Source organism: Rhizobium sp. 01T437 (genome assembly GCF_056398505.1).
Genome location: NZ_JBFTPM010000002.1, coordinates 117,449 through 142,622, shown reverse-complemented (window position 1 = coordinate 142,622; position 25,174 = coordinate 117,449). Strand labels below are relative to the sequence as shown.

The window sequence follows — 25,174 nt, the reverse complement described above, 5'->3', positions numbered from 1 at the left end:
GGAAGCCATGACCGATCTTCCCGAAGACGTTGTCCTCTCGGTTGAAAACCTCTCGATCGATTTCCGGCTGCGCACGCATATCCTGCACGCTGTCGAAGATGTCAGCTTCCAGCTCAAACGCGGCCAGACGCTTTGCCTCGTCGGCGAAAGCGGCTCGGGTAAGAGCGTCACCGCCCGTTCGCTGCTGCAGATCGTCGATAAGCCCGGCACCATCGTCGGCGGCCGCATCCTGCTGCGCAACGGCGGCGAGGTCACCGATATCGCCACGCTCCCGCCCGGCAGCCGCGCCATGCGCGAGATCCGCGGCCGCCGCATCGGCCTCGTCTTCCAGGAGCCGATGAGTTCGCTCTCGCCGGTCCACACGATCGGCTCGCAGATCATCGAGGCGATCCGACTGCACAGCACTCTCGACAAGAAAGCGGCGCGTGCCCGCATGGTCGAACTGCTGCGGCAGGTAGAAATCCCCAATCCCGACAAGATGGCCGATCGCTATACGTTCGAATTTTCAGGCGGCATGCGCCAGCGCGCCATGATCGCCATGGCGCTCGCCGGCAATCCCGATATCCTCATCGCCGACGAGCCGACAACAGCCCTCGACGTGACGACGCAGGCCGAAATCCTCGATCTCATCAAGCGCCTGCAGGTCGAGCGCGGCATGGCGATGCTGCTGATCACCCACGACATGGGCGTGGTTGCCGAAGTAGCTGATGATGTTGCCGTCATGCGCTTCGGCCATATCGTCGAGCGCGGCCCGGTCGATGCGATCTACCATGCCGCCACCCACCCCTATACACGCCAGCTGCTGGCCTCGACGGTCAAGCTGACGCATCATGTCGAAGGAAGACTGCCGGCCATCGCCCTCTCATCCGAAGCGCCGCAACCGATCCTCTCGGTGCGCAATCTCGGCAAGACCTTCGGTTGGCATGGCAATGCCAATACGCTACGCGCCGTCGATGACGCCAATTTCGACCTCTATCCCGGTGAAAACCTCGGCATCGTCGGCGAAAGCGGTTCGGGTAAGACGACGCTCGGCCGCCTGATCCTGCGCACGGTCGAGCCGACCACCGGTACCGTCCTCTATCGCGGTAAGAATGGCGGCGAGACCGACGTCACCAAGGTCGGCAAGAAGGAGCTGCGCAATTTCCATCGGGAAGTCCGCCTCGTCTTCCAGGATCCCTTCGCCTCGCTGAACCCGCGCATGACCGTCAAGGAAGTGATCGCCGATCCCCTCATCGTCAACGGCCTCGCCAAGGGCAAGGCGCTGGAAGACCGCGTCGCCGAACTGATGCGTCTCGTCGGCCTCGATCCGATGGGCATGGAGCGTTATCCGCATGCCTTCTCCGGCGGCCAGCGCCAGCGCATCGGCATTGCCCGGGCGCTTGCGCTCGATCCCCGCATCATCATCGCCGATGAGGCAACCTCGGCGCTCGACGTCTCCATCCGCAGCCAGATCCTCGATCTTCTGCTCGATATCCGCCAGCGTCTGAACCTGAGCTTCATCTTCATTTCCCACGACATTTCCGTGGTCCGCTACTTCTGCGACCGCGTCGCCGTCATGCATCGCGGCAAGATCGTCGAACTCGGCGAAGCTGAGCAGATCTGCACCGCGCCGCAGGAGGCCTATACGAAGAGCCTCATTTCAGCCGTTCCCAATCCCGACCCTCGCGACAAGCGCATGCTGCACCGGCATCGTTTCGTCGCTCCCGCCAATGCCTGAGGATGTTCCAGTGCCGAAATTTTCCGCCAATCTATCCTTCCTGTACCAAGACCTTGCCTTCCTCGATCGTTTCGCCGCCGCCGCGAAAGACGGTTTCGGAGCGCTCGAATATCTCGGCCCCTATGCCGAGCCGAAGGAAAAGGTCGCCGATACGCTCCAGGCAAACGGCCTGAAGCAAGCTCTCTTCAACGTTCCCTCCGGTGACTGGGCCGGCGGCGAGCGCGGCATCGCCTGCCTGCCGGACCGTATCGAGGAATTCCGCAACGGCATCTCGCTCGCCCTCGATTACGCCAAGGCGCTCGCCTGCCCGCAGGTCAACGTCATCTCCGGCCTCGTGCCAAAGGGTGCCGACCTCGAGACGCTGGAAAAGGTGCTGGTGGATAACCTGAAATATGCTGCCGAACGCACTGCAGATGCCGGCGTGAAGCTGCTGATCGAGCCGATTAACCTGCGCGACATTCCCGGCTTCTTCCTGTCGAACACCGATCATGCAGAACGCATCCTCGAAAAGGTCGGCTCCGACAATCTCTACATCCAGTATGATTTCTACCACATGCAGATCATGCAGGGCGATCTGATCCCGACCTTCACAAGGCTGAAGGACCGGATTGCCCATGTGCAGATCGCCGATAATCCTGGCCGCAACGAACCCGGCACGGGCGAGATCAACTACAGCTTCATCCTCTCCGAACTCGACCGCCTCGGCTACGACGGCTGGGTCGGCTGCGAATACAAGCCGAAAGCCGGCACCAGTGAGGGCCTTGGCTGGATGAAACCCTATCGGAAGTGAGCGTGACATGAATATCGGTTTTATCGGACTGGGCGTCATGGGCCGCCCGATGGCGGAACACCTGATCGATGCCGGCCATACGCTGTATCTGAGCCGCGTGAAGGAGACCTCCCAGCATCTCGTCAGTAAAGGCGGCAAGGCCGCTCATAGCGCCAAGGCTGTCGCGGAAGCCTCCGACATCATCATCCTGATGCTGCCGGATACGCCTGACGTCGAAACCGTGCTCTTTGGCGAAGACGGCGTCGCCTCCGGCCTGTCTGCCGGCAAGCTGGTGATCGACATGAGTTCGATCTCGCCTGTCGCCACCAAGGGCTTTGCCAAGCGCATCGAAGCGCTTGACTGCGATTACGTCGATGCACCTGTCTCCGGCGGCGAGGTCGGCGCCAAGGCTGCCTCGCTGACGATCATGATCGGCGGCAAGGAAACGGCTTTCGAGCGCGCCAGGCCGCTCTTTGAGAAGATGGGCAAGAACATCACGCTGGTCGGCGGCGTCGGCGACGGCCAGACCGCCAAGGTCGCCAACCAGATCATCGTCGGTCTCACCATCGAAGCCGTCTCCGAAGCGCTGCTCTTTGCCAAACGCGCCGGCGCCGATCCGGCCAAGGTGCGCGCCGCCCTGATGGGTGGCTTTGCCGCCTCGCGCATTCTCGAAGTGCATGGCGAACGCATGGTCAAGGAAACTTTCGAACCGGGCTTCCGCATCCGCCTGCACCGCAAGGACATGACGCTCGCCGTCGATGCCGCACGCGCGCTCGACCTCTCGCTGCCGAATACGGCGGCCACCCAGCAGCTCATGAATGCCGCTATTGCCAATGGCGATGGTGAACGCGACCATTCCGCCCTTATTCGCACGCTCGAGCTCCTCGCCGGAGGGCCGCGCTAGATCAAGACCACCTAGAACACCCGGACGACATCTTCGATTGCCTCCTGCCGGAGCCTTTCTCCGGACGGCGAAGCCATGTCCGGACATCGACAGAGAAGGACAGGACAATGCTTAGAAACGATATCCAATTCCCTTTCGGCGCCGTCTATTTCCGCAAGTCCAATCCGCCGCGCGATGATTGGGAACGCGACTACACGACGGCAGGCGAAGATGGCATGAACATCTTCCGCCACTGGTTCATGTGGAGCGCGATCGAAGTAGCCCCCGGTGTCTATGACTGGGAAGAATATGACCGCCAGCTCGATCTCGCCGCCAAGAACGGCATCAAGACGATCATTGCCGAACTCATTCATGCGGTGCCGGATTGGGCGGTGCGCAAATATGCCGATGCGCTGCAGGTCAATGCCGACGGCACCAGGCTCGGCTCCTACATGGGCGTCTCGGCCGCAACCGGCGGCTTTTCCAACAATGGCGGCGGCGCCGGTGCGCTGACGCTGAACTGCCCGGAAGTGAAGGAAGCCGCTGGCAAGTTCCTGACCGCACTCGCCACCCGCTACAAGGACCATCCGGCGATCTACGGCTATGACGTCTGGAACGAGGTCAACTATTCCGCCGATGTCGACTACAGCAGCTATGCGAAGGCGGCCTTCCGTACATGGCTGGAGAAGAAATACGGCAGCCTGAACGTGCTCGCCAAGGCATGGCATCGCTACAGCTATGCCGAATGGGCCGATATCGAGCCACCGGTCCACATGGCGCCCTATCCTGAATGCATCGACTGGCTGCAGTTCAAGCGCGACAACTTCTATGGCCAGATGCAGTGGCGTATCGATACGATCCGCGCCGTCGACCAGAAGAATGTCATTGCCGCGCACGGCATTTCCGGCGCTATCCCCAACATGGCGGCAAATGGCTGCGACGACTGGCTCGCCGCCTCCAAGGTGGAAATCTATGGCTTCACCTGGATCCAGGCGCGCAAGGGCACCGAGCCCTGGAAGACATGGTATGGCGTCGACATCAATCGCGCCGCCGCCCGTGGCAAGCCCTTCTGGCATGCCGAGCGTCAGGGCGGCCCGCTCTGGCTGCAGCCGCAGGTGATTGGCCGCGACAAGGAAGACGGCCGTGTCGCCGAGCCCGAGGATATCCGCATCTGGAGCATGACCTCCTTTGCCGGCGGCGCCCGCGGCGTCCTCAATCTGCGCTGGCGCCCGCTTCTCGACGGCCCGCTCTTTGGCGCCTTCGGCGCCTATGGCATGGACGGCAGCCGCACGCCGCGCTCCGACATGCAGAGTGCCATGGCAAAATGGGCGAACGATCCGGCGCAAAAGACACTCTGGGACGCAAAGCCGGTGCGCGGCGAAGTCGGCATTCTTGTCGTTCCGGAAACACAGGAATGGGATTACCTGCTGAACTACGACCGCAAGGAAAAGCCCTATCCGGAGGCTATGTGGGGCGCCTATCGTGCCTTCCTCGGTCAGGGCTTGCAGCCGGATTGGGTGCATATCGACGATATCGACGCCTACGACTTCCTCTATTTCCCCTACCCGATCATGTTCACCGCCGAGCAGGCAGCGCGCCTGAAGACCTGGGTTGAAAAGGGCGGCACGCTGATTGCGGAAGCCTGCCCCGGCTATTTCGGTGACCGCGGCCATGTCGGCCAGGTACAGCCGAATATGGGGCTCGACGAGGTCTTCGGTGCGCGCGAGGAAGAAGTGGAATTCATGCCCGATATCGGCAACCGCATTCACTTCAAATTCGATGATATCGCCGTCGATGGCGGCGGCCTCCTGCAGTCCTATCGCCTGACCGGCGGCACCGGCCGCGGTACGTTCGACGGCGGACGTCTGGCCGTCGTCGAAAATCGCTTCGGCAAGGGCCGCACCCTGCTGATCGGCACCAATCCTTCGGTCGCTTTCTATCGCACCGATGGTAAGGCCAATGCCGCCTTCTTCGCCGAACTGGTGAAATGGAGCGGCAGGGCGCGTCATGTGACACTTTCCAATGACGCGGTCTTCGCCCGCATCCACAAGGGCGAAAAGGGCAGCTTCCTCTGGCTGGTCAATCCAACGCGCAAGTCGCAGACGACCACGGTCAGCCTTGCCGATGGAAAGCTGTCTGGCGGTAAGCCGGCGTGGCCTGTAAATCATGCCTACGATGCTGGCCGCATCGAAGTGCCGGCCCGCGACGTATTGATCCTGCCGCTCGCGTAACTAGCGAACGGCAAGCTGCTCGACCCAGCCGCCTTGCGAAAGTGCGGCGCGGTCGAGTTCGCTTTCGATGCGACCAGCCTGCATCAGCACGGCCCGGTCGCACATATGCGCGACAACACCGGGATCGTGACTGACCAGCACGAAGGTCATGCCATGCGAGGCCTTCAGGTCGTTCAGCAGGTTGAGGATTTCGGCCTGCACCGAGACATCCAGCGCCGAGGTCGGCTCGTCGAGCAGCAGCAGCTTCGGCTTCAAAAGCAGCGCGCGGGCAATCGCCACACGCTGCCGCTGGCCGCCGGAAAGCTGGTGCGGATAACGCCCGGTGGCAGCAGCGGGCAGGCCGACTTGATCGAGCGCGGTGCGCACCTCGTCCTCGACATTGCGCACCCCACGCAACGCCAGCGGCTCGCCCAGAATATGGGCGATACGGTGGCGCGGATGCAGCGAGGAATAGGGATCCTGAAACACCATCTGGATATTGGATCGCAACGCGCCGGTGATCTTGTGCCCCGGCTGCAGCGCCTCATCGAAGACCCTGATGGAGCCCTGCCAATGGGTGTTCAGCCCGGCAACAGCACGCAGCGCCGTCGTCTTACCGCAACCGGAGGGACCGATCAGCCCGAACGTCTCGCCCGGGGCAACCTCGAAGCTGACGCCACGCACGGCGATAAAACCCTTGCCGCCGCTCTGAAAAGTCACGGAAAGATGGGAAACGGAGAGCGCGTTCATGCCTCGTCTCCGTAAACCGGCAGCCGTGTCCCGTAGGTCGCCGCCGAAGGTCGCGCCGCCCAGAGCGCCCGCGTATAATCCGATCTGGCATTGGCAAGATCAGCCGACGCCATCTGTTCCTCGATCTTGCCATGCCGCGTGACCATGACGCGATCGGCATAACGCGAGACCTGCTGCAGATCATGGCTGATGAGCAGCAGTCCCATGCCAAGCTCTTCAGTCAGCGACCGCAGCAGCGTCAGGATCTGGTCCTGCAGGCCACGGTCGAGCGCCGAGGTCGGCTCGTCGGCGATCAAGAGTTTCGGCCGGTTGATCAGCATGGCCGCGATCATCACGCGCTGCCCCATGCCGCCCGAAAGGGAAGCGGGATAGCTGGAATAGATGCGCTTCGGATCCGGCAAACCGACCTTGTCCAGCATATCGAGCGCCCGCTCGCGCCGTTCGGCAGACGATAGTTTCGTGTGCAGAAGCAGCGCCTCCTCCACCTGCCGGCCGACCTTATGGGCGGGGTTCAGCGAATATTTCGGATCCTGCAGGATCAGCCCGAGACCACTGCCGCGCAGCCTGTTCCAGCCAGACGCAGGCAGCGTCGTCAGCTCCTGCCCGTCGAAGGCGAGATGCTTTGCCCGCACCTCCGCCCGGCGCGGCAACAACCCCATGATCGCGCGGCCCGTCAAGGATTTGCCGGAGCCGGATTCACCAACCAGCGCCACGACCTCGCGACCGACCGAGAAGGAAATGCCATCGACGACGCGCACCGGCCCGGCCTCGGATGGAAAGGCGATCGACAGATCCTCGACGGAAAGCAGTGGCTCAGTCATGGCGCGGATCCAGGATATCGCGCAGGCCATCGGCCAGCAGGTTGAAGGCGAAGGAGGTGATCAGGATGGCAAAGCCGGGTACCGCCGCCACCCACCATTGATCGAAGATTACCTGCGTTCCCTCCGACACCATCGAACCCCATTCCGCCGTCGGCGGACGCACACCGAGGCCGAGGAAGCCGAGGCCTGCGGCAGCAAGGATAATGCCCGAGAGGTCAAGCGCCAGACGAATGATCGCCGAAGGCAGCACCAGCGGCAGGATGTGCCCCCAGAGCAACCGTACGCCGCGGATACCAACCATTTCGGCTGCCGCCAGATAATCGCTGCGCCGCAGCGCCGCCGTCTCGACACGGGCCTGCCGCGCGTAGGCGGGCCAGCTCGTCAGCGCCAGCGCCAGCGCACCGTTGATCAACCCCGGCCCCATGATCGCGACGAAGGCGAAGGCCAGCAGCAACCGCGGAAAGGACATGACGATATCGGTAATCCGCATCAGCACGCGCTCGGTGATGCCGCCGAAGAAGCCCGAGAGGATGCCGACGAGAATTCCGAGCGGCGCCATCAGCAGCACGACGACGAGCACCAGCAGCAGCGTCGGCCGCGCGCCATAGATGATGCGCGAAAGGATATCCCGGCCGAAACCATCGGTGCCAAACCAATGCGCAGCATCAGGCGGCATCAGGCGATTGGCGGTTTCCTGCAGGTTAGGATCATAGGGCGCAATCAGCGGCGCCAGCAGTGCAAGCACCAGAATGAAGATCACGACCGCGCTGCCCACCGCAGCCGAAGGCGAACGCAGCACACGCCGCAGGAAGGATGGGCCGCCGAGCGGCGCCTGGACGATCGCGCTCATCGCTTCCTCCCCGCTTCCAGCCGTGCCACGCCGAGATCGGTCAGCGCATTGAGAAGCACGAAGGAGGCACCGACGACAAGCGTCGCCCCGAGGATCGCCGGCATGTCACCGGCAAACATTGCCGTCGTCAGATAGCGGCCGATACCCGGCCAGGCAAAAACGGTCTCGGTCAGCACGGCGCCTTCCAGCAGGCTTGCATAGGAAAGGGCGATCACAGTGAGCAGCGTCCCGGAAATATTCGGCAGGATATGGATGAAGACGATGCGGCCGAGGCTCGCGCCTTTGGCGCGCGCCGTCGTCACATATTCCTGCCCGAGTTCGGTAAGGATCGCGGCCCGCGTCAGCCGCGAAATAGCGGCGAGCGCATGGAAGGCCAGCACGATCGCCGGCAGTGCCAGGTGCGCCAGCGCGTCGCGAAAGGCACCCGCCTTGCCCGATATCCAGGTATCAACAAGCGCAAAGCCGGTGACGGATTTGACCGTATATTGAAAGACGACATCCGCCCTGCCCGGCCCCGGCGCCCAGTGCAGCCGCGCATAGAACAGCAGCAGCATCAACAGGCCAAGCCAGAAGATCGGCACGGAATAGCCGAAGAGAGACACGAAACGGGCAAGCCCGTCCACCCACGTCCCCTGCCGCATGGCGGCGGTTATGCCGAGCGCAAGACCGATGACCGCACCGAGGATGATCGCAGCCGTAGCAAGCTCGATCGTTGCCGGAAAAGTCCGGGCAATGTCCTTCGCGACCGGCTGACCGGTCGAGATCGACTGGCCGAAATTTCCTGACAGCGCCGTCTCGACATAACGGAAAAACTGCACAGGCAGCGGCTGGTCCAGCCCAAGCTCGAGCCGCGCCTGTTCATAGGTCGATTGGCTGGCATGATCGCCGACGAGCTGCAGCGCCGGATCGATAGGGGAAAGCCGCGTCATCGCAAAGGTCACCAGCGCCAGCCCGAAGAGCGTCAGCACAAAGGACCATAGCCATTTCGAAAGCGGCCAGACGAACGACAACTCCCGCCAGCTGTTGCGCTGGCGGGAGTTGGTCATGTCGGCATTATCAGTCGTTGCCGTTTGCGGCACTTATTTTGCTACCTTGTCGTAATAGACCTGGTCTGCGTTCAGGCCCTGGGCATAGTTCTTCACCTTGTCGCTTAGCACGACCTGGTCATTGCCTTGAAGCATGAAAACGAAGGGCGAGCTTGCCTGGATCTTCTTCTGTAGGTCCTGATAGAGCCCAGCGCGCTTGGCGGCGTCCTGTTCCTTCACCGCAGCAAGCGTTTCGTCGGTCAGTTCCGGGATCACCCAGCCAGCCTGCTTGGCAACTGTATTGGCCGAATTGTCCTTGTTGATCGCAAAGGCGCTGGCATTGGAATGGGCGTCGAAATAATCCGGGATCCAGTAGCGCAGCGTCATCTCGAACTTGCCGGCGCGGCCGCGGGCATAGATGTCGCTCGCAACACCCGGCTGGATGTCGAGCGTGATGCCGGCCTGAGCGAAGGTGGACTGCAGCGACTGGGCGACCGACAGGAACGGCTGGTCGTTGAAGACGATGAATTCGATCTTGAACGGCGTCTTGATACCGCCATCGGCGAGGATCTTCTTCGCCTTCTCGACATCGAGCTTGAAGGGCGTGTCGCTGAGCGCGCCGGGGAAACCGTTCGGCAAGAAGGCCTGGTGAACGCTGCTCTGGCCGCGCAGCAGGTTCTTGGTGATGCCGTCATAATCGACGAGATAACGCGCCGCTTCCCAGAAAGCCGGGTTGCCGAGCGTCGGGTTCGCCTTGCTGTTCAGCAGGATATAGTCCTGACGGGCCGAGGGAACGGAGAGAACCTTGATGCCGCTCTTGTCCTTCAGCGCTTCGATCTGGTCGGCAGAGAGGCCACGGGCGATATCGGCATCGCCCTGCTCGACGAGCAGGCGACGGGCGCCGACGTCAGGCACATTGCGGATGATGACGCTTTCGAGCGTCGGCTTGTCGGAGGAATTGGCATTGGCTTGCAGCACCAGCGCCTCATGCGGCGTGTAGGTGGCGATCGTGTAAGCGCCGCTGCCGGCCGAATTGGTCTTCAGCCAACCATTGCCGAAATCATTGTCCTTGGCCTGCGGCGAAACCGTCTGCTCATCGACAACAGAGGCGATCGGCGCCGTCAGGATCGAGAGTGCGAAGCCGGAGCCGACATCGGCCGTCCAGGTGAGCTTGACATGTTTGTCGTCAACCTTGGTGATGGCGGCATCGACATTGTCGGCCTTCCAGCCGAGTTCGTTGAGGATGAAGGCTGGCGACTTGTTGAGCTTCACGGCGCGCGTCAGCGAGAAAATCACGTCCTCAGGGCGAACCGGATTGCCGGACGCGAACTTGGCGTCGGAAAGCGCGAATGTCAGGCTCTTGCCATCGCTGCCGGCTTCCCAGGTAGCGGCAAGTGCGGCTTCGATCTTCGTGCCGTCATCGCGGTTGGACTGCACGAGGCGCTGGTAGATATTGTTGAAGGACTGGACAGTCGTCAGCTCGAAGCCTTCGGCCGGGTCGAAGCTGACGGCATCGTCGATCGACTGTGCAACGACGAGCACGTTCGGCGGCGTTTCGGCGTGAACGACCGGCGCGCTGAATGCCAGTGCCAAGCTGAAGACAGTGCCGAGCAGCTTGGCGCGGCTGGTAATGATGGACATGGAAAACTCCCCTCGGGTGATGAAAAATGTCAGTTGGCGCCTTCGGCAAAAGCCTCAAGCTCGGGATCGAAATCGACCTCGACAACATTGATGTAAACGGCAGTGGCAATCATGATGCCGGCAAAGGCGACGAGATCGACGAGCACCTTGGTGTCGTAGCGCGCCTTCAACTCGGCCCAGATATCGGCAGGAACGGCATTGGAATCGGCGACAACAGCCGTGCCAAAACGTTTAAGCAGAGATTCGGCCTCGCTCAACTCCAGGGCATCAGGGTTGAACCCGTTCTTGATCAGCGCCCGGCGAAAGAAGGTGATGGCAATGTCGGACTTCAACGCCTTGGAAATCGAATGCGAGAAGATCCAGATTTCACGGTCGCTGATGGCGGGATTGAGCTCAGCCCTGAGCGTGAACCATTCGGCATAGATGCGGTGTGCCTGCGGCGAATGCAGCAAGGTCCGCTTCATATTGGTCATGTTGCCGCGAACCCGCACTTCCTCGTCATGCGCTGCGCGAATCTCTTCGGAAGCGGTGTCGTAATCGATATGGGGAAGCTGGCTCATGCGGATTGCTCTTTCTTTGTGCGATAAAGGCTAACGAGGTGGCGAGATATTGTGCAGTCCATATTCATCCAGCTTTCTCGCCTTTTGACGAAAAATATTCCGCGGAACGTTACCGGCAAAAACGAACTTTTCGTCACAGATATATCAGCATTTCGTATTAGGCGTTATTGACATCAGCGCCCACAAACGACACGATGAAACCGGTTTCAATCGTACATAAGGGAGTGATCGTGCGGTTCGACCTTTCGATCCTCTTGCCCCATCTGGGCTTTCTCGCGCAAGGCGCGCTGCTGACGGCAGAGGCCTGTGCCCTGGCGCTGATCGGCAGCGTCATCATGGGCGCTTTCGTCGCCATTGCGCGCACCTCGTCGTCATCAGTTCTGCGCAGGATCTCCTTCGTCTACGTCGATGTCTTCCGCAACGTGCCCTTCATCGTGCAGCTGTTCTTCTTCTATTACGGCCTGCCGGAGATCGGCATCTATATCGATGCCTTCACGACGGGTGTTGCGGCACTTTCGATTGCCGGCGGCGCCTATGCGTCTGACGTGATCCGCGCCGGCATCCTGGCGATCGACCCCGGCATCATCGAAGCAGCGGAAGTGAGCGGCCTGTCGCGCCGGGTCATCTTCACCAAGATCGTGCTGCCGATCGCGCTCAGAACCTCGGTTCGCCCGCTTGGCTCGGTGCTGATCAACATGGTCCTGACCTCCTCGATCCTCTCGACCATTACGCTGAACGAATTGACCGGCTCGGCACAGATCGTCGTCTCGCAGACTTACCGGCCCTTCGAAGTCTATGTCGTGCTGCTGGTCGTCTATGCCGTCCTGACCTATCTCGTCTCGCTCGGCATCGCCCTCCTCCACCGCCGCCTGAACCGCGACATGATGGAGGCCGTAGCCTGATGCGTTTTTCCGATTTCACACCATTCGACATCTGGCTGCTGCTGCAGGGCCTCGGCGTCAGCCTCGGTCTGTTCTTCTCGACTTCGCTGATCGGCCTGCTGATTGGCACGCTCTGGGCCGTCTGCCGCTTCTATCGCGTGCCGGTGTTGACGCGGATCATCACCTTCTTTGCCGAACTCCTGAAGAACTCACCTGTTCTGGTGCAGCTCTTCCTCGTCTTCTTCGGCCTGCCCGGCCTCTTCCATATTCGCATCACGCCGACGACGGCTGCGATGATCACGCTCTCGGCCAATTCGGCGGCCTTTGTCTATGTCATCGCGGTCTCGGCAATCGAATCCATCGGTCGCGACCAGATCGAGGCCGCCCGCGTCTTCGGCCTCACCCGCTGGCAGGTGTTGCGCCATGTCGTGGCGCCCCAGGCAATGGCCTTCGCCATCGGCCCGCTGACGGCACTGCTTGTCAACCAGCTGCAGGTCACCTCGCTGATCTCGGTCATCGGTGTCGTCGATCTCACCAAGATCGGCAACATCTTGAACCTGCGCACGCTGAAGCCCTTCGTCGTCTGGACAGTGGTCGGCCTGCTCTATTACGTCTGCGCCAAGCTGCTCGCATGGCTCGGCGCCCGCTTCGAAAACCGCCTCAGGGCGCATGCCGCCTGGAGAGGGCTCTGATATGCTCAAAGTAGAAAACGTAAAGAAGGCCTTCGGTCCGGTCACCGTTCTCGATGGCGTCAATCTCACCATCAATCCCGGCGAGGTCGTCTCCATCCTCGGCTCTTCCGGCTCCGGCAAGTCGACGCTGATCCGCTGCATCAACGGCCTGGAAAAATTGAACGGTGGCAGCATCACCGTCGATGATTTCGACGTCAGCAAGCCGAAGGAGTTGGCGGAAGCCCGCAAGCGCTCCGGCACCGTCTTCCAGCTCTTCAACCTCTACCCCCACATGACGGTCCTCGGAAATATCACGCTGGCGCTGATCGAAGTGCTGAAGAAGCCGCGTGCAGAAGCCGAAGCTAGCGCCCGCGCCCTGCTGCAGTCCGTTGGCCTTGGCGATCGCGCGGAAGCCTATCCCGCGCAGCTCTCGGGCGGCCAGCGTCAGCGCGTCGGCATCTGCCGGGCGCTTGCCGTGCAGCCGCGTTATCTGCTGCTTGACGAAGTCACCAGCGCGCTCGACCCGGAAATGACATCGGAAGTCCTTGCGATCCTCGCCAAGCTCGCGACCGAGGGCACGACCATGCTCTTCGTCACCCACGAAATCGAATTCGCGCGGCAGATTTCCAACCGCATCGTCTTCCTCGACAAGGGCAAGCTGCTTGTCGATCTGCCAACTGCGGATTTCTTCGCCGCCGAGGGCGGCATGGCGCATCAGCGTATCGCCCAGTTCCTGTCAAAAATGCGCAAAGATTAGAGGTATTCATGCTGCTCTTGGCCAATAAAGAAGCCTGGCCCGGTTTCCCGACGACAGTGCAGATGCTGCGTGAAGGCGCCATCAGCCTTGACGCCATGGTTGCCGGCATCAGCAAGGTTGAAAGCGAAGTCCAGGTGCGCAGCGTCGGTTACGGCGGCTGGCCGAACATGCTCGGCAACATGGAACTCGACGCCGCCGTCATGGATGGCAATACCCGCGACGTCGGCACCGTCGGCGCCGTGCCGAACACGCTGCCCGTCGCCCGCCTCGCCCATGAAGTCATGAAGCGCCTGCCGCATGTGATGCTGACTGGCGACGGCGCGCGACGCTTTGCCAGTGAAATCGGTTTCTCCGAAGACAACGTCCTCTTCGAAGACAGCAAGCGCGTCTGGTGGGAACGGCTGGAAAAGGAACTTTCGCCGGAAGAGTTGGCGAAATTCCCCAATATCCCGCTGGCGCCGCTGAGCCGCGCCATCACCGATCCCGAGCGCGTGCGCGACACGACAGTCTTCCTGTCCGCCGACCCGACGCGCGGCATCCACGCTGCGACGTCGACGTCGGGCTGGGCCTGGAAATATCCGGGCCGCCTCGGCGACAGTCCCATTCCCGGCGCAGGCTTCTATGCCGACAGCCGTTACGGCGCGGCCGCCTGCACCCATACCGGCGAAATGACCATGCGCTGCTCGACTGCGCGCACCGTCGTCCTGGCGCTCAAATTCGGCTATTCGCTTTCCGACGCCGTCAAGCTGGCCGTCGAGGAGCTCAACGAACTTTCCTCCGGTTTCCTGGCCGGCGTGGTCATCCACGCCGTCGATGCCAAGGGGAACCATGAGGTCGTGAATTTCAGATGCGAGGGCGAAATCCGCTACTGGCTCTGGGAGGACTCGATGCCCGAACCGGAACTCCGGGCAGCGAAACTGGCATAATCAAGAAGAGGGAAATGGAACCATGAAACGCATTCTCACAGCCATTGCCGCGCTGGCCGTCGTTGCCGGCTCTGCGCTTCCGTCCTTTGCCGGCATGATCGACGACATCCGCTCGCGCGGCGTCGTTCGCATCGGCGTATCGCTCGGCGGTGAGCCGATCGGCTTCCGCGACGCGCAGAACAACCCGGTCGGTTATGACGTCGACGTTGCCAACCGCCTCGCCGAAAAGCTCGGCGTACCGGTCGAATTCACCGACGTCTCGGGCGACGCCCGCATCTCCATGCTGGTCTCCGGCCAGATCGACGTCGCGATCGCCAACACCTCGGCTACGCTCGAGCGCGCCAAGGTCGTCAATTTTTCGATCCCCTATAACCGCGCCGGCCTGCGCGTCATCGTCCAGAAGGACTCCGGCATCAAGGAGCTGAAGGATCTCGCTGGCAAGAAGGTCGTTGTCGGCCGCGGCACGACCGGCGAAACTTTCCTGAAGACGGCCGTGCCGGATGCCCAGCTCGTCTATGTCGACCAGTTCGCGCCTGACGGCGTTCTGCAGCTTCAGCAGAAGCGTGTCGATGCGGCGATCGAAGACTCCTCGTTGCTCGACTACCTCGCCACCAAGAACCCGACGCTGGTCACCCTTGCCGGCCTCTATTCCAACGACCCGATCGGCATCGCCGTTGCCAAGGGCGATCCGGAATTCGTCCGCTGGCTCGACATGTTCGTTTCCGACTACATTCAGTCGGGCGCCTATGAAGCCAATTACAAGAAGTGGTGGGGCGCTGAAGCCAACCCGCCGGCTCTGAATCCACAGTGGTAATATGATCATGACAGGCCGCCTTCGGGCGGCCTGCTTGCTATTGGGAGGTCAGGCGCGGAAAAAAGGTCGTCGGCACGATGACCGGTGGCTGACCGGGATGGAAGTCGCCGGGATTGGCGATGAAATCCACCATCTGCTCGACATAGACGCCCTTGTCATAGCCGATCGAGGAGATCGGATAGGCATCGAAATCGGTGAGCGACAGATTGTCGAAGCCGTAAAGCCGGAAACGTGTCGGCCGGCTGCCGGGAAAATCGGCCCGGCAGACATCGAGAATGCCCATGGCCATCGCATCCGACGTGCAGAAGATTGCATCCGGGCAATCCTGACCAGTCAGGTCTGCCGCAGCCGCATGCCCGCTCTCATAGGAATAGTCGCCTTGCACCGTGCGCACCAGCTCTATGCCATTCTCCGCGAAGGCCTGCCTGTAGAAAGCGATGCGCGCCTGTTCCATCGGCGAAGAGGAACGGCCGGTAACGAGCCCCGCACGCTTCACGCCCTTCTTGGCGGCATCAGCGACGGCTTCGGCAATGCCGCTGCCTTCATCGGGAATAACGACGGGCGAAAGATCGTCATGAAGACCGTTCAGCATGACGACGAGATCGGAGCGGAACATGCGCCGGACCGTGGGCGCATCCGCAAAATCCGAAAAGACCAGTGCCGCATCGACATGATAGGCGACGCCGTTGCGCAGGAATTCCTCGACGCGGGCGACAGAACCGATGCGGATCATGATGACCTGCTTGCCGATCGACTGAATCTGATCGAGCAGCCGGTCGAAAAGATCGAGATCCGAAAGGTCGTGGATATGGTTGACGACGACGGCGACGAGGTTGACCGTCTTGGTCGTCAGGCTTTGCGCCAGAAGGTTTGGCTTATAGCCAAGCTGGGCGGCGGCCTCGACGACCCGTTCGCGCTTGTCGGCCGAGACCGGGCGCGGCTCATTGGAGAGTGCTCGGCTGGCAACCGCACGCGATACCCCGGCGAGCTTTGCAACATCGGCAATCGTCGGGGCGGCATCGCGGCCATTGTTGTGAGTCATATTCGAGCGCTTTCCAACCTGTCATGGCGTGATAGCGCACAGAAGCGCATCTTCGCTATCGGAAACTTGCAATCATCCACTTTCGTGGCACTGAAACCGGTGCCACCAGCCCTTTTCGCCTCAATGCCAGCTTGAATGGAGGAACTGTATGGCAATCACCCTTTCACCCATAACCCTGCCCGATTTCGGCCCTGTCGGCGCCGAGCAGCCACAGATCCCGGCGGAGACCTACGCCGCCCGCGCCGATGCCGCGCTAAAAGCTGCTGGCACCGAGTGGCTGGTGGTCTATGCCGACCGCGAGCACTTCGGCAACATCATGTTCCTCTCCGGCTTCGAGCCACGCTTCGAAGAGGCCCTGCTGTTGCTCGGCCCCAAGGGAAAGCGGGTGATCATCACGGGCAATGAATCCGAGAGCTACACGGTGCTCGCCCGTCTGCCTGGCATCGAGGTGCTGCGAGCCCAGACCTTCAGCCTCATGGGCCAGGACCGCAGCCAGAACCCCCGCCTCTCCGACCGTCTGCGCGACGCCGGCATCGGCAAGGCTGACAGCATCGGCCTCGTCGGCTGGAAGTATCTTTCGGCCGAGGAGGATGAGGATCACGCAAACTGCTTCTTCGTGCCCGACTTCGTTGTCTCTGCGCTGCGCCGCTTGGCCGGCAAGATCACCGATGCGACCACCGTTCTCATGCATCCGGAGACCGGCTTGCGTGCCGTCGTCGATGTCGACCAGCTCGCCGCCTTCGAGTGGGCTTCGGCCCGCTGCTCACGCGCTCTCTGGCGTGTCGTCTCAGGTGTTCGCGAAGGCGACAGCGAGTTCGAGGCACTCGGAAGACTGGGCTATGAAGGCGACCCGCTGAACCTGCACACGATGTTCGCCTCTGTCAGTTCCGGCGAGGCCATCGTCGGCCTGCGCAGCCCGACGGCACGGCGTGTGAAGAAGGGTGACGGCGTGACGACTGCCCTTGGTTATTGGGGCGCCCTCTCCTCCCGCGCCGGCCTGCTGACCGACCATGACGACGCCTTCCTGAAACCCGCCAAGGCCTATTTCGAAGCGCTGATCACCTGGTACGAGACGGCCGATATCGGCACGACCGGCGGCGATCTCTTCACATCAGTCACCGAGAAACTGAAATCCGCAGGCCTGAACTCGGCGCTTAACCCCGGCCATCTCGGCAGCCACGAGGAATGGCTGCATTCACCCGTACGCCCAGGCTCCACCGAACGCCTGCGTTCAGGCATGCCCTTCCAGGTCGACGTCATCCCCGTGCCCATGCCAGCCGGCTGGGCGTTGAACTGCGAGGATACGATCGCCTTTGCAGATGCAAAGCTGAGAGAGGCGATCCGCACGAAGTACCCTGAGATGCACGCCCGCATTACCGCTCGCCGCGCCTTCATGGCGGATAAGCTCGGCGTCGCCCTGAAAGACAGTATCCTGCCCCAGTCGGACACGCCGCTCTACCTGCCACCCTTCTGGCTGAAAGCGAACCATGTGCTGATCCGCGAATAGCGCGTAAAGGATCGACGGCCCTTGGCTGTCGATCCGACCTTACCTAAATTCAGCTTGAAAGCAGGAGGAGCGGCATGAGCGACGATCACAAGCATATCGACTGGCGCGAACATGGCGTGAAGGTTATTCCCGGCAATGCACTCGATCCGAATACGGCGCAGACGCCGGGCATGAACCGCGCGACCGCTATCAACAATGCGCGCGCCGGGGCCGAAAAGATCTGGGCCGGCACAGTGACGATCCATGCTAATGCCAAGACCGGCGCCCATCATCACGGCGATCTCGAAAGCATCATCTATGTGGTGAAAGGCAAAGCCCGCATGCGCTGGGGCGAAAACCTCGAATTCACTGCAGAAGCCGGCCCCGGCGATTTCATCTACGTGCCGCCTTTCGTGCCGCATCAGGAAATCAATGCCAACCGTGACGAGACGCTGGAATGCGTGGTCGTGCGCTCGGGCCAGGAACCGGTGGTCGTCAACCTCGACATCGAACCGGTCGAAAAGCCCGAGGACGTGCCGTGGATCGACCCGATCCACCACCACTAGCTCTCAGGCAGCGGCGAGGATCATCGCCGCACCTTTTTCCGCCACCATCATCGTCGGTGCGTTGATATTGCCGGCCGTGATGTTCGGGAAGACCGAGGCATCGACGATCCGCAGCCCGGTGATGCCGTGCACCCTCAGGGAGGCATCGACCACGGATGTCGTGGCATCCGGCCCCATCGAAGCCGATCCGCAGAGGTGGTAGATCGAACCGGAATTGCCGCGGAAATAGGTAAGCAGTTCTTCATCCGTCTGGGCCTCCACCGAAGGCGGCATCTCCACTTCAGTGATCGCCCGCAGGGCCGGCGCTTCCATGATCCGGCGCACCAGCCGGCTGCCCTGAATGACCTCTTCTTCGTCATGCACAGTGCCGAGATAATTCGGCCTGATATGTGGCGCTTCCGTCATCTCGGGCGAGACAATGCCGACCGTGCCGCGGCTCGTCGGCCGGCAGGAATTGAAGGCGAGAAGGAAACCCGAATAGGGCTCCGGCTTCAGACCTGCCTTCGGATCGGTTGGAATGCGATAGGAGAGCGGATTGAAATAAAGCTGGATATTCGCTCTCTCTTCATCCGGGCTGCCGCGTAGGAAGGCGCCGGCCTGGTTGACGCTGAGCGCCAGCGGCCCGCGCCGTGTCAGGATATAACGCAGTGCCTGCCGCGCCTGGCCGAACAGCGTCCCAAGCTCGTCATTCAGCGTCGGCACGGTGGAGCGGTAATAGAAGCTGGCACAGAGATGATCTTGCAGGTTCTTGCCGACCGCCGGCAGGTGCCGCAACAGCGGAATGCCCAGGGATTGCAGATGCGCGCCGTCACCGACGCCCGAGAGCTGCAGCAGCTTCGGTGTATCGACCGCACCTGCCGAGAGGATGACTTCCTGTCGGGCCGAATAGTTTGTTATGCCGCCGGGGCCGATCACTTCGACGCCGGTCGCACGGGCTTCCGCATCGACGATGACGCGCCTTACCCGGCTGTTGCGCAGGATAGCGAGATTGGGCCGTCCGAGCGCCGGTCTCAGATAGGCGAGCGATGATGAGGAACGAACGCCGTTCCGCGTATTGATGTCGTAGATGCCGGCGCCTTCGATGCTTTCGCCATTGAAATCCGCATTCAGCGGCATCTGCAGTTCGGCGCACGCCTCAAGGAAACGGTCGGTAATCGCATGCGATTGGCCGCGCATCGGCGTCACGTGGATCGGCCCGCCGCCGCCATGATATTTGCTCTCGCCGCCCGCATGCGTCTCCAGCTTGCGGAAGAAAGGCAGCACATCCTCATAACCCCAGCCGAGATTGCCGGCAGCCCTCCAGTCGTCGAAATCGTCGGCAGCACCGCGCACGAAGATCATCGCATTGATGGAGCCGGAACCGCCCTGGACCTTGCCGCGCGGCGCATAGATACGCCGGCCGTTCAGTGCGGCCTCCGGCTCGCTCCAGTACATCCAGTTGACCTTCGGATCGTAATAGGAGCGCGCATAGCCAACCGGGACACGAAACCACGGCGAACTGTCATTGCCGCCGGCCTCGATGAGCAGCACATTGTGCCTGCCGCTCTCGCTGAGACGTGCGGCCAGAATGCAGCCGGCCGAGCCGGCGCCGACGATGATGTAGTCGTATGTCGTCATCTTCGTTCTCAGCCGCGAGCCGGGGCAAAGGCCTTCACGTCGGCGGGCTTGTCATCCATTTGCAGATGCAGTCGCTGTCCTTCGTAAGGCGAGTGTTTGGCGACGACATCGAGATTGAGTTCCACGCCCAGTCCCGGCTCGTCCGACGAGATCAGGTAGCCATCCTCGAAGCGCAGAGGCGTCTTCAGAATCTCGGCATAGAAGCCCGAGAAATCGACGATTGCCTCATGGATCAGGAAGTTCGGTGAAGAAGCGGCAAGCTGGATGCTGGCCGCAGCGCCGACAGGACCATTGTAGAGATGCGGCGCGATCTGCGCGTAATAGGCTTCGGCCATGCCGGCGATCTTCTTGGATTCCAGAATGCCGCCGGCGCGCGCCACGTTCATCTGCAGGATAGAGGCCGCACCCGTTTCTAGCACGCGCTGGAATTCGTACTTCGTCGTCAGCCGCTCACCGGTCGAAATCGGGATCGAGGTCTTGCGGGCAACCTCCGCCATCGCCTCTTCCTGGCCCGGAGGCACAGGCTCTTCGAACCAGAGCGGATCGTATTTCTCCAGCCGCTGCGCGAGCCGGATTGCCGAAGAAGGCACCATCTGCCCATGCGTGCCGAAGAGCAGGTCGGCGCGACTGCCGACTGCCTCTCGCAGCTTGGCACAGAATTCCTCGCAGCGGTCCATCACGCCAAGCGAAACCTGATGGCCCGAATAGGCGGTATAGGGACCGGCCGGATCGAACTTGACGGCGGTAAAGCCCATCTCGACCATCTTCACCGCGCATTCGGCGGCAAGATCCGGATCATTATAGTCATATTCGCCGGCAGTATTCTTCGGATAGAGATAGGTATAGGCGCGCAGCCTCTCATGCACGCGTCCGCCGATCAGCTTGTGCACCGGCTTGCCGGCGGCTTTGCCGATAATATCCCAGCAGGCGATCTCCAGGCCGGAAACGATGCCCATCATCGTCGGGTCCGGACGCTGGGTGAAACCGCTCGAATAGGCAAGCCGCCAGAAGCGCTCGATATCATGCGGATCGTGCCCGAGCAGATAACGCTGGAAGACATCCTCGATCAGCGGCACGAGCGCCTTCGGATGGAAGGCCGTCGAGTAGATTTCCCCGACACCCTCGATACCGTCTGCCGTCGTCAGCCGCACGAAGATCCAGTACATGCCGCCGATATGCGGCGGCGGGACAGCGACGACATGGGTGGAAAGCGATGCGATCTGCATGGCCGTGATCCTCAATGCTTGAGTATGACGAGGCGCGTCTGGGTGAATTCGAGCATGCCATGTTTACCGTCGTCGCCGCCGAGACCGGAGCGCTTCCAGCCGGCGTGATAACCCTGATAGGGATCGGCCGGGAAACGGTTGATGTAGAATTCGCCGGCCTCGATCGCATCGGAAAAGCGCATGATCGTGCGGTGATTGTTGGTGAAGAGCACTGAACTCAGCCCGAATTGGTGATCGTTGGCGAGCGCCAGCGCCTCCTCGGTCGTATCGTAGGCAACGACAGGCAGAACCGGCCCGAAGATTTCCTCGGCGATGATCTCCATGTCCTGACGGCAATTGGAGAGCAGCGTCGGCGGATAGAAGAAACCGGCACCGTCAGGCAGGATACCGCCCACCTCGATACGCGCACCCTGCTCCACCGCCTTCAGGACGGCCTTGTGCACATTCGCCTGCGCAGACTTCGTGGCGAGCGGCCCCACACGAGACGCATCGACCGAACGGTCGCCGAAGGCACGAGCGGCAAAGCCGGCCTTCAGCTTGGCAAGCAGCGCATCATGGATGGAGCGGTGTACATAGACACGCTCCGGCGCGGTGCAGAGCTGGCCGCAATGATTGGTCTTGGCGGCAACGAGCTGTGCGGCGACGGCATCGAGATCCGCATCCGGCTCGACGATGACAGGCGTCTTGCCGCCAAGTTCCAGCGACGGCTTGGCGATGTTCGCCTTGCAGTAGTCGAGTACGACGCGACCAGCCTGCAGGCTACCGGTCAGCGTGATCATCCCGACCTTCGGATGGGTGCAAAGTGTCGCCGCAACCTCGTGCGACATGGTGAGAATATTGATGAGCCCGGCTGGCAATCCCGCCTCGGCCACGGCTTCGGCAATCTCGAAAGCCGAGGTCGGTGTCGAATTGCTCGGCCGCACGACGACGGTATTGCCGGCAATCAGCGCCGGCGCGATCTTGCGCACCAGCGTATAGATCGGGAAATTGAAGGGGATCAGGCAGGCAACGACACCGATCGCCTCACGCTTCAGAAGCAGCGTCTCATTGGCATTGTCGCTCGGAATGATCTCGCCCTCGATGCGCCGCGCCCATTCGGCGTGGTAACGCATCAGCTCGGCGCCATAGATCGCCTCGCCCGTCGCATCGGCAAGGCTCTTGCCGGATTCCAGCGCCAGCGTCGCGCCGATCTTTTCCGCCCGCTGCTCGATGACGGCAGCAAGCTTGCGCAGAGCGTCGCCGCGCGCAATCGCAGGCAACGCCCGCCATTCCTTCTGTGCCTTCGCCGCAGCCTCGACAGCTTCGATGGCTTCGGCCGCAGTCGCCGACGGCACCTTGGCAAACTGGGCTTCTGTTGCCGGATTGAGCACCGGCACCAGAGTGGCGGAAGACCGGAATTCTCCGGCGATGAAATTGCGATAATCCGTCATCACGGTATCCTCAGGACAATAGCCAACCACGCGCATGCCGGTTTCTGCCCGCCATGCGTTGAAACGAAACAGGGTGCCGTCGCCCGGAAGCGGCGGCTAGAACGTGCTGCGGCCCGGCGCCGCGTCGAGAAGCGTTCTCGTATAGGGGTGCGTCGGCGCCTGCAGCACTTGGGCTGCACTGCCGCGCTCGACGATTTCACCCTTCTGCATCACCACGATCTCGTCGCTGATCTGGGCGGCGACGCGCAGGTCGTGGGTGATGAAGACTATGGCGAGCTGCAGCTTCTCCTGCAGCTCGCGAAGCAATTTCAGAACCTGTGCCTGGACGGAGACGTCGAGTGCCGAAACACTCTCGTCCGCGATCAGCACGTCCGGCCGCATGGCAAGCGCCCGGGCAATGCCGATGCGCTGGCGCTGCCCGCCGGAAAAGGCCGACGGCTTGCGCCAGTAGGCACTCTTATGCAGGCCGACGAGATCGAGCAGCTCTTCCGCCCGACGCCGCGCCTCGCCTGCTTCCATGCCGGCGAGCTGGGCGGAGCGTGCAATCATCGGCCCGACGCGACGGCGCGGATTGAGCGAGCCGAATGGATCCTGGAAAATCATCTGGATCGACCGCCGCCGGGCGCGCAACGGCGCCGGCGCAAGGCCGAGAAGATCGGCGCCCGCCACTTCCACCCGGCCGCTCTTCGGCTCGATCAGGCGGATCATCGCCTTGGCAAGAGTAGACTTGCCGCAGCCGGATTCACCGACGATGGAGATCACACGGCCCGGCGACAGGCTGAGCTCCACATGTTTCAAAACCTGGACGCTGCCGTAGGAATGCTGCAGATCGTGCACGGCAAGCACCGGCGCTTCACCCTGCGGCGGAGCCGGGCGGTCGTGCGGCTTCAGGCTCGGCACGGCGGCGATGAGCTCTTTGGTGTAGGGATGGTTCGGTGCTGTCAGCACCTGTTTTGCCTCGCCGATCTCGACGATCTCGCCATAGCGCATGACGGCGACACGGTCGGCAATATCGGCAACGACGCCGAAGTCGTGCGTGATGAAGAGAATGCCGTGGTCGTGCATGTTGCGAAGCTCGCGCACGAGCTTCAGCACCTGCGCCTGCGTCGTGACATCGAGCGCCGTCGTCGGCTCGTCGGCAATCAGCACGCGCGGGTTCATGGCAAGCGCCATGGCAATGACGACACGCTGGCACTGGCCGCCTGACAGTTCATGCGGATAGGCCTGCAGGATGCGGTCCGGGTTCGGCAAATGCATGGATTCGATCAGCGCGCGGGCACGCTTCTTCCGCTCGGCGGCGTCGAAGTCCGAATGCAGCTCGAAGACTTCCTCGATCTGCGCCGCAACCGTCATCGCCGGATTGAGCGACGCGATCGGCTCCTGGAAGATCATGGCGATGTCGCTGCCGCGGATGGCGCGGAACGCCCGCTCCGAGAGGCCGACGAGATCGGTATCGCCGAGCATCACCTTGCCGCCCGCAACCTTCAGCCCCTCCGGTACGGCGCCCATCAATGCAGCCGACAGAACCGACTTGCCGGACCCGGATTCCCCGACGATGCAGAGAATTTCCCTTGGCCTCAGATCGAAGCTTGCCGCCTTGACGGCATAGGGTCTGTCGGCGCCTTTCGGCAGGGCGACACTCAGATTTTCGACCCGAAGAATCGGTTGGTTTTCGTTGCTGCTCATGCACGCCTCCCCTGCGCTTCCGAGACTTCCCGCAATCCGTCCGCCAGCAGGCTCAAGCCCAGCATCAGCGACGAGATCGCGAGGCATGGAAAGATAACGAGGTGCGGGAAGGCGATCGCCATGGCGCGACCTTCGTTGACCATCGTACCCCAATCCGGTGTCGGTGGCGGCAGGCCGAGACCGAGGAAGCCGAGTGTGCCGATGGTGATCGCCGTATAGCCAAGGCGCAGGCAGAAATCGACTGCGAGCGGGCCGCTGGCATTGGGCAGAATATCGAAGAGCATGATGCGCCACGTGCTTTCGCCCTGCGTCACCGCAGATGCCACGAAGTCGCGGCTCGACACATCGATGGTAATGCCGCGCACGATACGGAAGATCGCCGGCGCGCTGCCGAAGGTGACGGCAAGGACGATGTTGAAGGGCGAGGACCCGACCACGACGATGATGACGATGTAGAGCACCAGAACCGGGAAGGAGAGCACCACATTGGCGATGTAGGACAGGACCGCATCGATCCAGCCGCGCCAGTAGCCGGCGATAAGCCCAAGCGCCACGCCGACAATATAGGCCGTCACCGTCGCAAGCGTCGAGAACACAACGACGGTGCGTGCGCCATAGATCAGGCGTGAGAGGATATCGCGGCCGAGCTKGTCRGTTCCGAGCCAGAACACGCCGCCTGTCGGAGCGGCGGTACCCGGCTTTGCCAGCGGCAGCAGCGTGCGGATCGGGTCAAAGGGCGCAAGGATTGGCGCAAAGATCGCCACCAGCAGCCAGCCGATCGTCAGGAACCCGCCGATCAGCACGACCGGATTGGAGACGTAGGGTTTTACAGCTTTCCGCATGGCG

General features: G+C 62.0%; 23 protein-coding genes. 11 read left to right on the top strand and 12 right to left on the bottom strand.

The features are described from left to right. The first annotated feature begins 7 nt into the window (after positions 1–7). The 4 genes from AC1DM5_RS04120 (at position 8) to AC1DM5_RS04105 (ending at position 5,600) form a co-directional block, all read left to right on the top strand. On the top strand, positions 8–1,717 hold the full coding sequence (locus AC1DM5_RS04120) for an ABC transporter ATP-binding protein (protein WP_477974642.1): 1,710 nt from the start codon (positions 8–10) through the stop codon (positions 1,715–1,717). A 10-nt stretch (positions 1,718–1,727) separates the two neighbouring features. Then, positions 1,728–2,507, top strand: coding sequence for a 2-oxo-tetronate isomerase (otnI, locus tag AC1DM5_RS04115; protein WP_477823593.1), 780 nt, complete (start codon positions 1,728–1,730; stop codon positions 2,505–2,507). Between the two features lie 7 nt (positions 2,508–2,514). Continuing rightward, on the top strand, positions 2,515–3,390 hold the full coding sequence (locus AC1DM5_RS04110; RefSeq protein ID WP_477823594.1) for a 2-hydroxy-3-oxopropionate reductase: 876 nt from the start codon (positions 2,515–2,517) through the stop codon (positions 3,388–3,390). Between the two features lie 107 nt (positions 3,391–3,497). Next, complete coding sequence (locus AC1DM5_RS04105) at positions 3,498–5,600, top strand: beta-galactosidase (protein ID WP_477823595.1); 2,103 nt, start codon at positions 3,498–3,500, stop codon at positions 5,598–5,600. On the opposite strand, the gene AC1DM5_RS04100 is transcribed toward AC1DM5_RS04105, so the two are convergent. The 6 genes from AC1DM5_RS04100 to AC1DM5_RS04075 are packed head-to-tail and all read right to left on the bottom strand — an operon-like array spanning position 5,601 to position 11,226. Continuing rightward, positions 5,601–6,329 (bottom strand): ABC transporter ATP-binding protein, encoded by a 729-nt coding sequence (locus tag AC1DM5_RS04100; RefSeq protein ID WP_477823596.1) that lies wholly within the window; start codon positions 6,327–6,329, stop codon positions 5,601–5,603. Further along, positions 6,326–7,150, bottom strand: a complete 825-nt coding sequence (locus AC1DM5_RS04095; protein ID WP_477823597.1) for an ATP-binding cassette domain-containing protein — start codon at positions 7,148–7,150, stop codon at positions 6,326–6,328. Before AC1DM5_RS04095 ends, AC1DM5_RS04100 begins: the two co-directional genes overlap by 4 nt. Further along, positions 7,143–8,000: an ABC transporter permease gene (locus AC1DM5_RS04090; RefSeq protein ID WP_477823598.1), complete on the bottom strand. Its 858-nt coding sequence runs from the start codon at positions 7,998–8,000 to the stop codon at positions 7,143–7,145. The genes AC1DM5_RS04095 and AC1DM5_RS04090 overlap by 8 nt, the downstream gene beginning before the upstream one ends. Next, a complete protein-coding gene (locus tag AC1DM5_RS04085; RefSeq protein ID WP_477823599.1) occupies positions 7,997–9,079 on the bottom strand; it encodes an ABC transporter permease in 1,083 nt (360 codons plus the stop codon). Before AC1DM5_RS04085 ends, AC1DM5_RS04090 begins: the two co-directional genes overlap by 4 nt. Beyond that, the gene (locus AC1DM5_RS04080) at positions 9,080–10,666 is read right to left on the bottom strand and encodes an ABC transporter substrate-binding protein (protein WP_477823600.1); all 1,587 of its coding nucleotides are present in this window, start codon (positions 10,664–10,666) and stop codon (positions 9,080–9,082) included. Positions 10,667–10,695: 29 nt separating this feature from the next. Continuing rightward, positions 10,696–11,226, bottom strand: coding sequence for a carboxymuconolactone decarboxylase family protein (locus AC1DM5_RS04075; protein ID WP_477823601.1), 531 nt, complete (start codon positions 11,224–11,226; stop codon positions 10,696–10,698). Between the two features lie 230 nt (positions 11,227–11,456). On the opposite strand from AC1DM5_RS04075, the gene AC1DM5_RS04070 reads away from it, so the two are divergent. The 5 genes from AC1DM5_RS04070 to AC1DM5_RS04050 are packed head-to-tail and all read left to right on the top strand — an operon-like array spanning position 11,457 to position 15,275. Next, positions 11,457–12,128 (top strand): amino acid ABC transporter permease, encoded by a 672-nt coding sequence (locus AC1DM5_RS04070; RefSeq protein WP_477823602.1) that lies wholly within the window; start codon positions 11,457–11,459, stop codon positions 12,126–12,128. Continuing rightward, positions 12,128–12,799, top strand: coding sequence for an amino acid ABC transporter permease (locus tag AC1DM5_RS04065; protein ID WP_477823603.1), 672 nt, complete (start codon positions 12,128–12,130; stop codon positions 12,797–12,799). Before AC1DM5_RS04070 ends, AC1DM5_RS04065 begins: the two co-directional genes overlap by 1 nt. Position 12,800: 1 nt before the next feature. Continuing rightward, positions 12,801–13,535 (top strand): amino acid ABC transporter ATP-binding protein, encoded by a 735-nt coding sequence (locus tag AC1DM5_RS04060; protein ID WP_477823604.1) that lies wholly within the window; start codon positions 12,801–12,803, stop codon positions 13,533–13,535. 8 nt (positions 13,536–13,543) lie between these two features. After that, complete coding sequence (locus tag AC1DM5_RS04055; RefSeq protein WP_477823605.1) at positions 13,544–14,461, top strand: glycosylasparaginase; 918 nt, start codon at positions 13,544–13,546, stop codon at positions 14,459–14,461. A 22-nt stretch (positions 14,462–14,483) separates the two neighbouring features. Continuing rightward, positions 14,484–15,275: a transporter substrate-binding domain-containing protein gene (locus AC1DM5_RS04050; RefSeq protein WP_477974640.1), complete on the top strand. Its 792-nt coding sequence runs from the start codon at positions 14,484–14,486 to the stop codon at positions 15,273–15,275. Positions 15,276–15,312: 37 nt separating this feature from the next. Here the strand turns inward: AC1DM5_RS04050 and AC1DM5_RS04045 are convergent, their stop codons facing one another. Then, the gene (locus AC1DM5_RS04045) at positions 15,313–16,317 is read right to left on the bottom strand and encodes a LacI family DNA-binding transcriptional regulator (RefSeq protein WP_477821047.1); all 1,005 of its coding nucleotides are present in this window, start codon (positions 16,315–16,317) and stop codon (positions 15,313–15,315) included. Between the two features lie 148 nt (positions 16,318–16,465). Between AC1DM5_RS04045 and AC1DM5_RS04040 the strand changes: the two genes are divergently transcribed. Next, on the top strand, positions 16,466–17,824 hold the full coding sequence (locus AC1DM5_RS04040) for a M24 family metallopeptidase (protein WP_477821048.1): 1,359 nt from the start codon (positions 16,466–16,468) through the stop codon (positions 17,822–17,824). 74 nt (positions 17,825–17,898) lie between these two features. Further along, on the top strand, positions 17,899–18,369 hold the full coding sequence (locus tag AC1DM5_RS04035; protein WP_477821049.1) for a cupin domain-containing protein: 471 nt from the start codon (positions 17,899–17,901) through the stop codon (positions 18,367–18,369). A gap of 3 nt (positions 18,370–18,372) precedes the next feature. Here the strand turns inward: AC1DM5_RS04035 and AC1DM5_RS04030 are convergent, their stop codons facing one another. The 5 genes from AC1DM5_RS04030 to AC1DM5_RS04010 form a co-directional block, all read right to left on the bottom strand. Then, positions 18,373–19,986, bottom strand: a complete 1,614-nt coding sequence (locus tag AC1DM5_RS04030; protein ID WP_477821050.1) for a GMC family oxidoreductase — start codon at positions 19,984–19,986, stop codon at positions 18,373–18,375. Between the two features lie 8 nt (positions 19,987–19,994). Then, positions 19,995–21,212, bottom strand: coding sequence for a mandelate racemase/muconate lactonizing enzyme family protein (locus AC1DM5_RS04025; protein ID WP_477821051.1), 1,218 nt, complete (start codon positions 21,210–21,212; stop codon positions 19,995–19,997). An 11-nt stretch (positions 21,213–21,223) separates the two neighbouring features. Next, positions 21,224–22,642: an aldehyde dehydrogenase gene (gene aldA / locus AC1DM5_RS04020; RefSeq protein ID WP_477821052.1), complete on the bottom strand. Its 1,419-nt coding sequence runs from the start codon at positions 22,640–22,642 to the stop codon at positions 21,224–21,226. A 96-nt stretch (positions 22,643–22,738) separates the two neighbouring features. Continuing rightward, complete coding sequence (locus tag AC1DM5_RS04015; protein WP_477821053.1) at positions 22,739–24,328, bottom strand: dipeptide ABC transporter ATP-binding protein; 1,590 nt, start codon at positions 24,326–24,328, stop codon at positions 22,739–22,741. After that, positions 24,325–25,170 carry an ABC transporter permease gene (locus AC1DM5_RS04010; RefSeq protein WP_477974638.1) on the bottom strand — a complete coding sequence of 282 codons (846 nt, stop codon included), beginning with the start codon at positions 25,168–25,170 and terminating at the stop codon, positions 24,325–24,327. The genes AC1DM5_RS04015 and AC1DM5_RS04010 overlap by 4 nt, the downstream gene beginning before the upstream one ends. Between the last annotated feature and the right edge of the window lie 4 nt (positions 25,171–25,174).

Bases quoted from the DNA above. Each gene is read 5' to 3' on its own strand.
- AC1DM5_RS04120 (WP_477974642.1), top strand. From the start codon at position 8: ATGACCGATCTTCCCGAAGACGTTGTCCTCTCGGTTGAAAACCTCTCG.
- AC1DM5_RS04110 (WP_477823594.1), top strand. From the start codon at position 2,515: ATGAATATCGGTTTTATCGGACTGGGCGTCATGGGCCGCCCGATGGCG.
- AC1DM5_RS04105 (WP_477823595.1), top strand. From the start codon at position 3,498: ATGCTTAGAAACGATATCCAATTCCCTTTCGGCGCCGTCTATTTCCGC.
- AC1DM5_RS04100 (WP_477823596.1), bottom strand. From the start codon at position 6,329: ATGAACGCGCTCTCCGTTTCCCATCTTTCCGTGACTTTTCAGAGCGGC.
- AC1DM5_RS04095 (WP_477823597.1), bottom strand. From the start codon at position 7,150: ATGACTGAGCCACTGCTTTCCGTCGAGGATCTGTCGATCGCCTTTCCA.
- AC1DM5_RS04090 (WP_477823598.1), bottom strand. From the start codon at position 8,000: ATGAGCGCGATCGTCCAGGCGCCGCTCGGCGGCCCATCCTTCCTGCGG.
- AC1DM5_RS04080 (WP_477823600.1), bottom strand. From the start codon at position 10,666: ATGTCCATCATTACCAGCCGCGCCAAGCTGCTCGGCACTGTCTTCAGC.
- AC1DM5_RS04075 (WP_477823601.1), bottom strand. From the start codon at position 11,226: ATGAGCCAGCTTCCCCATATCGATTACGACACCGCTTCCGAAGAGATT.
- AC1DM5_RS04065 (WP_477823603.1), top strand. From the start codon at position 12,128: ATGCGTTTTTCCGATTTCACACCATTCGACATCTGGCTGCTGCTGCAG.
- AC1DM5_RS04060 (WP_477823604.1), top strand. From the start codon at position 12,801: ATGCTCAAAGTAGAAAACGTAAAGAAGGCCTTCGGTCCGGTCACCGTT.
- AC1DM5_RS04055 (WP_477823605.1), top strand. From the start codon at position 13,544: ATGCTGCTCTTGGCCAATAAAGAAGCCTGGCCCGGTTTCCCGACGACA.
- AC1DM5_RS04050 (WP_477974640.1), top strand. From the start codon at position 14,484: ATGAAACGCATTCTCACAGCCATTGCCGCGCTGGCCGTCGTTGCCGGC.
- AC1DM5_RS04045 (WP_477821047.1), bottom strand. From the start codon at position 16,317: ATGACTCACAACAATGGCCGCGATGCCGCCCCGACGATTGCCGATGTT.
- AC1DM5_RS04040 (WP_477821048.1), top strand. From the start codon at position 16,466: ATGGCAATCACCCTTTCACCCATAACCCTGCCCGATTTCGGCCCTGTC.
- AC1DM5_RS04035 (WP_477821049.1), top strand. From the start codon at position 17,899: ATGAGCGACGATCACAAGCATATCGACTGGCGCGAACATGGCGTGAAG.
- AC1DM5_RS04030 (WP_477821050.1), bottom strand. From the start codon at position 19,986: ATGACGACATACGACTACATCATCGTCGGCGCCGGCTCGGCCGGCTGC.
- AC1DM5_RS04025 (WP_477821051.1), bottom strand. From the start codon at position 21,212: ATGCAGATCGCATCGCTTTCCACCCATGTCGTCGCTGTCCCGCCGCCG.
- aldA (WP_477821052.1), bottom strand. From the start codon at position 22,642: ATGACGGATTATCGCAATTTCATCGCCGGAGAATTCCGGTCTTCCGCC.
- AC1DM5_RS04015 (WP_477821053.1), bottom strand. From the start codon at position 24,328: ATGAGCAGCAACGAAAACCAACCGATTCTTCGGGTCGAAAATCTGAGT.